This window comes from uncultured Maritalea sp., assembly GCF_937139385.1.
In the GTDB taxonomy this organism is placed as follows: domain Bacteria; phylum Pseudomonadota; class Alphaproteobacteria; order Rhizobiales; family Devosiaceae; genus Maritalea; species Maritalea porphyrae_A.
Genome location: NZ_CAKZPW010000240.1, coordinates 1 through 5,137 on the forward strand (window position 1 = coordinate 1; position 5,137 = coordinate 5,137).

Below are 5,137 nucleotides of genomic sequence, written 5' to 3' on the forward strand. Positions count from 1 at the left end.
GGCCTGGAAAAACGCCGGATTTGCCGTGACCGACAAGAAACCATCACCAAACCGAGTTGAGTTTGTGGCACAGCTCAATAAAGATCAAACTGTCCCCCTCCCCCAAATGCGCGAATTTGTTAAGGCTGGCGAAAGTCAAATCCTTGACGCCCGAGGCGCAGGGCGCTTTTTTGGCCGAGAAGCTGAACCAAGACCGGGCACCCGCTCTGGCCACATGCCAGGCGCAACCAATGTGCCCTTTTCCACCCTTTTGAACGATGACGGTACGTTTAAATCGAAAGAAGAGTTGAAGGTCCTATTTTCAAATCATGGTCTCGACCTAAGCGCACCAACCATTACAACTTGCGGTTCAGGGGTCACCGCAGCAATTATTTTGCTCGCTCTTGAATTAATCGGCAAAACTGACGCCCGACTTTACGACGGGTCTTGGGCCGAATGGGGTAGCCTAGGCGATACGCCAGTCGAAATAGATTGACCATTTGGACAATTCAAGTTATTGCATTTGTCAGGCCAACCAGCATGTGCAACATATGTCCCTCACCAATCTTGAAACTCGACTGCTCGCGCAGATCAAATCGCAACCATTTGCGACCCAAAAAGAGCTTGGCGAAGCGCTAGGGATTTCCCGGGCGAGCGTTGCAAACTACGTAGATCGACTACAATCGAAGGGGCTCATATTGGGCCGCGCTTATGTGTTTGCGGAAAGCCCTGCCGTCACCTGCATTGGTGGCGCAGTTCTAGATCGCATTTTGCGCTTGGATGAATACGGCATACCTCATACATCGCAGCCCGGCACAAGTTCGGAAACGCGCGGCGGCGTGGCCAGAAATGTAGCCGAAAATCTTGCCCAACTTGGTGAAATCGTAAAACTGATCTCCGTGGTTGGCAACGATGATGCTGGGCGATCCGTAATTGAAGCAACAGCTGCCATTGGCGTTGACACAAGCCTAGTTGAACGAAAAAGCACCGGGGTAACGGGCACCTACACCGCCATAATGCAGCCAGATGGTGAACTTTATTTAGGCGTTGCAGACATGGGCATAATTGATCATTTAGATGCGCAGGTGATCGATAGAGATTGGCAACATATTGTCTCATCTCGCCTGGTGTTCGCCGACACCAATTGTTCCGATAGCTTGTTGTCAGTCCTGATCAAAAGATGTTTACACAATGACATTTTGTTGGCCATTGACGCGGTTTCAATTCCAAAGTTCAGGCGCTTACCCAACAACCTCAAGGGCGTGGAATTTTTGTTCTGCAATCTTGATGAGGCCAAATCGGTGCACGGTGATGTCTCTCCCCAAGCGTTGGCGCAGCAATTGCACCTGCGCGGGGCAAAGAACGTGGTGATTACCGACGGCGCAAGACCAGTGACGTGTCTTTGTGACAGCGGCATCACCATGGTGCAAATCCCAAAAACCGATATTGTAGACGTTTCAGGCGCTGGCGATGCGTTTGTGGCCGGATTTATGCACGCGATACTGGGCGAAAAAGACCCAATTGAAGCCACAAAAGCTGGCGTTGTCGCGGCAGGCCTAACGGTACAAAGCGAAATGCGCAACAGCCCAGACCTAACCGCACAAGTTGTCGCTCAGAACGCACAAATGATAGAGATCCAAAGGACATAAAATGAATTTTGACTTGCAGTTTGGTGCGCATGTACTCAAAGCCAAAATGTCTGGCCAACCAATTGTGGCGCTAGAGACCACCGTTGTAACCCACGGCATGGACTATCCGCACAACATCGACACAGCACTGGCCATGGAACAGGCCGTGCGTGACGCAGGTGCTTGCCCAGCTAGTTTGGGCATTGTGGACGGTCAACCTGTGATTGGTATGAGTGAAGAACAATTGCGCGCCTTTGCCAAATCACCACGCGGCTCGATTGCCAAATGCTCGCGACGCGATTTCCCGGCGCTTATTGGCTTGGGCAAAAGTGGTTCATTGACAGTTGCAGGCACAATGATATTGGCTGCGGCGGCATCAATCGATGTCTTTGCAACGGGTGGCATTGGCGGCGTGCACCGTGGTCACCCTTTTGATGTTTCGGCGGATTTGTTGGAATTGGGTAAAACGCCGGTCACCGTGGTTTGCGCTGGCGCAAAATCAATCTTGGACCTTCCCCTCACCATGGAGGTTTTGGAAACACAAGGCGTGCCAGTTATTGGCTTTGGATGCAAAAATCTACCGGCCTTTTACACACGCGATAGTTCAATTGCTGTTCCCCATTCTGTGGCAAATGTTGATGAAGCGGCTAGCATTCTAACGGCTTGGCGCAAATTGTTGGGCAACAATGGCATGCTCTTCACCGTGCCGGTTCCAGAAGACGCAGCGCTCACAAATGATGAAATGGAAAAAGTCATCGATACGGCCATCAAAGCGGCCGATGCGGACGGCGTCCATGGTGCCGCGGTTACGCCCTATGTTTTGGGAAAAGTTGTTGAACTTACCAATGGCCGTTCACTAAAAGCAAACATTGCGCTATTGATTAACAACGCAAAAACGGCTGGCGAAATCGCCGTACGGGCAACCCAATAAAGGCAAACGGATGAACACAGCAAGACATGTGAAGCAAAATTCAAATGTCTTGCTGCTAAAAAGTCCCTTTTGGATAGCTGCGGGCATTGGCATTGCCATACTTGTTTCGCTGCGGATGTGGTTTTGGACCAGCGGCACCATTTTGCCGGACGAAGCCTATTATTGGATGTGGTCGCAGCACCCAGCGATCTCTTACTACGATCACCCCCCACTAAATGCTTGGTCTTTGTGGCTTTCATCAAAACTGTTTGGCTGGAATATATTTGGGCTGCGCATTGTCCCGGTGCTTACATTTTTTGCGGACCTGTGGGTCCTGTGGTTGATCACCAAACTGATTAGCGACCAGCCCATATCCGATTTTATAGTCACCGCTATTTTATTTCTGAGCACACCCATTTTTCTCACCATGAGCATGCTCGCACTCCCCGATCACTTATTGATCCTGTGCCTGTTGCTTAGCCTTTATTTTTTCATAAAGTTCTTCAATGCTCATGAAACATTTCGGCGTTGGTCGCCCCTCTACCTTGCATGCATATTTTTGGGTTTTGCAACGCTTGCCAAATATAACGCCGTGCTACTTGGGGTGGGCGTGTTTGCCTTCGCGCTCTATAATCAACAAACCCGCTCCATTTTCAAACACTGGCAGAGTTACGCCGCGTTCGCGCTTTTTCTGCTTGTGCTTTCCCCGGAGATCTATTGGAACATTTCAACTAAGGCTTCCTCAGTCACCTTTATCCTGCAAGACCGACATGCCGGCTTGCCCACGGACAATAATTTGGATGGCGTGAAAGGGTTTGCTGGAGGCATGATTGCCTTTTTGTCACCATTCCTAATTTGGCCGCTCATCAAAACACTGTTCAAATCAAGTGAGCGCAACAACAACCATTTGCCGCTTGGCCGCGCAATATTTTGGGCGTCGACCCTGGTGTTTTTGGGACTTTCTTTCACAACCGACATCATGTTCCATTGGAACTTGGTGGCCTATGTGGGCATATTGCCATTTCTTGGACTATTTTTTCGCGCAAATTGGCTCTTGTTGGCGCATATGCTGTCCGGCATCATCGTGGCCGGGCTCATCGCCTACAATTTCTCAATTCTACCTTTGCGCACCTATTTCAGCTCCGCAGACTATTTTTCCGCCCGAGCATTCGGCTGGGATGAAACGGCGCAAATAACCGAACAACTTAGAGACGAGTTTAATGTCGATTTCGTCGCGGGCACACACTATACTGTTTCATCACCGCTTGGTTTTGCCATGCAAGACGCAGATGTTACCGACTTGGGGCCACAACGTTCACAATATCAATTCTGGTTTGAACCAGCCGAGCACATTGGGCAGAACGCGTTAGTGGTGACCGATCATGCAAATGCACTACCCATAGAGCTCGAACAGCGTTTCAACAGCGTAGAGCAAATCGATGTGCTTGAAATCAAAAGGAGCGGCTATTTAGTTGAAAAACGCCATTTCTATTTAGCATCAGGATTTAAAGGCTAGTTGCCCTTCACCGGCAGACGCCAAGCAATTGCTTTTTTGGCGCTATAGCATCCAACAGCGACCTTTTTTGAATAGTTCCCCGAGATGATCTTAACGCGCCCATCGTCGCATTTTCCCATGACGACCCCCACATGGTTTGGCAGCACCATGATGGAGCCGACCTGAATAGGCTTGGCCTTCTTGCCGTATTTCGCAAAATCTCGCGCACGATAAGACCCACGCGTATCAAAACCGGCCTTGGCCAAAATCTTATCCATATAGCAGGCACACCATTTGTTGGGACAACCTTTTGGGCGGCGCCCCCCAAGGTCCTTTTCCATCAGTTTAATCAAGTTTTTGGCGTTTGCAGGCGTCACAAGGGCAGTGCTGCTGACCGCAAGCGCGGTCGCGCATAAGATAATCGCAAAGAATTTTTTCATGGGGATTTTGGGGCGGAAAGTACCGCCAAACTCAGCTCATTTTGGTCAAAGGAAACTCAAATTCAACCTCTAGAATTCAAGAGGCGCCAACAACCGCTCAAATGCGGCACTATTGTGACCAATTCAAATTAACTGAAACAAGAACTACAATTCCGACGCCCAAGGCGGGTTCGCCCCAGCCCGTGAAACAGTAATTGCAGAAACGTCTGCCGCCAAGCGCAACGCGATTTCAAGTTGGTCGTTTTGAATGCGAGCAAGTTTTTCTTTATTCAATAGTCCTTGCCGATTAAGTCCCGTCAAAAACCCACCATTGAAACTATCGCCCGCGCCCACCGTATCCACAACTTCGGCCTTTGTTGCGGGAACCGATATCTGCCCTTCATTGGTCACAGCGTCCACGCCTTCACCACCCTTGGTCATCAAAACGATCGACGCACCAGTCTTAATGAAAGATTTGGCTGCATCTGCAAAGCCAACACCAGGCATCAGCCAAGCCAAATCTTCATCCGACACTTTGATGATATCGGCAAGCTTCAGCATCCGCTCCATCCGCGCCCGATAGGTTGGCTCATCCTTGATAAAAGTCGGGCGAATGTTTGGATCAAACGAAATCACACGATGCGCAGCCTCTTGCACCATCAAAGCTTCATAAGTTGATCCACATGGATCTGGAATAAGGCTGATA

Annotated in this window: 6 protein-coding genes; 4 read left to right on the plus strand and 2 right to left on the minus strand. The window is 49.8% G+C overall.

The annotated features are described in order from the left end of the window. The 4 genes from Q0231_RS10075 to Q0231_RS10090 all read left to right on the plus strand — a co-directional run. The coding region (locus tag Q0231_RS10075; protein ID WP_299347553.1) for a sulfurtransferase at nt 1–475 on the plus strand (475 nt) is incomplete at its 5' end. 55 nt (nt 476–530) lie between these two features. Continuing rightward, on the plus strand, nt 531–1,628 hold the full coding sequence (locus Q0231_RS10080) for a PfkB family carbohydrate kinase (RefSeq protein ID WP_299347555.1): 1,098 nt from the start codon (nt 531–533) through the stop codon (nt 1,626–1,628). A gap of 1 nt (nt 1,629) precedes the next feature. Next, entirely contained in the window at nt 1,630–2,538 is a 909-nt protein-coding gene (locus Q0231_RS10085) for a pseudouridine-5'-phosphate glycosidase (protein ID WP_299347557.1), read from the plus strand. A gap of 10 nt (nt 2,539–2,548) precedes the next feature. Then, nucleotides 2,549–4,033 (plus strand): glycosyltransferase family 39 protein, encoded by a 1,485-nt coding sequence (locus Q0231_RS10090; protein WP_299347560.1) that lies wholly within the window; start codon nt 2,549–2,551, stop codon nt 4,031–4,033. Here the strand turns inward: Q0231_RS10090 and Q0231_RS10095 are convergent. Then, nucleotides 4,030–4,452 carry a hypothetical protein gene (locus Q0231_RS10095; protein ID WP_299347562.1) on the minus strand — a complete coding sequence of 141 codons (423 nt, stop codon included), beginning with the start codon at nt 4,450–4,452 and terminating at the stop codon, nt 4,030–4,032. The two genes, Q0231_RS10090 and Q0231_RS10095, sit on opposite strands and share 4 nt — an antisense overlap. Nucleotides 4,453–4,596: 144 nt before the next feature. Next, a partial coding sequence (locus Q0231_RS10100) for a PfkB family carbohydrate kinase (RefSeq protein WP_299347563.1) occupies nt 4,597–5,137 on the minus strand: 541 nt, incomplete at its 5' end.

What these genes read in the sequence shown, in the direction of transcription:
- Q0231_RS10095 (WP_299347562.1), bottom strand. Translation starts at nt 4,452, where the DNA reads ATGAAAAAATTCTTTGCGATTATCTTATGCGCGACCGCGCTTGCGGTC.
- Q0231_RS10080 (WP_299347555.1), top strand. Translation starts at nt 531, where the DNA reads ATGTCCCTCACCAATCTTGAAACTCGACTGCTCGCGCAGATCAAATCG.
- Q0231_RS10085 (WP_299347557.1), top strand. Translation starts at nt 1,630, where the DNA reads ATGAATTTTGACTTGCAGTTTGGTGCGCATGTACTCAAAGCCAAAATG.
- Q0231_RS10090 (WP_299347560.1), top strand. Translation starts at nt 2,549, where the DNA reads ATGAACACAGCAAGACATGTGAAGCAAAATTCAAATGTCTTGCTGCTA.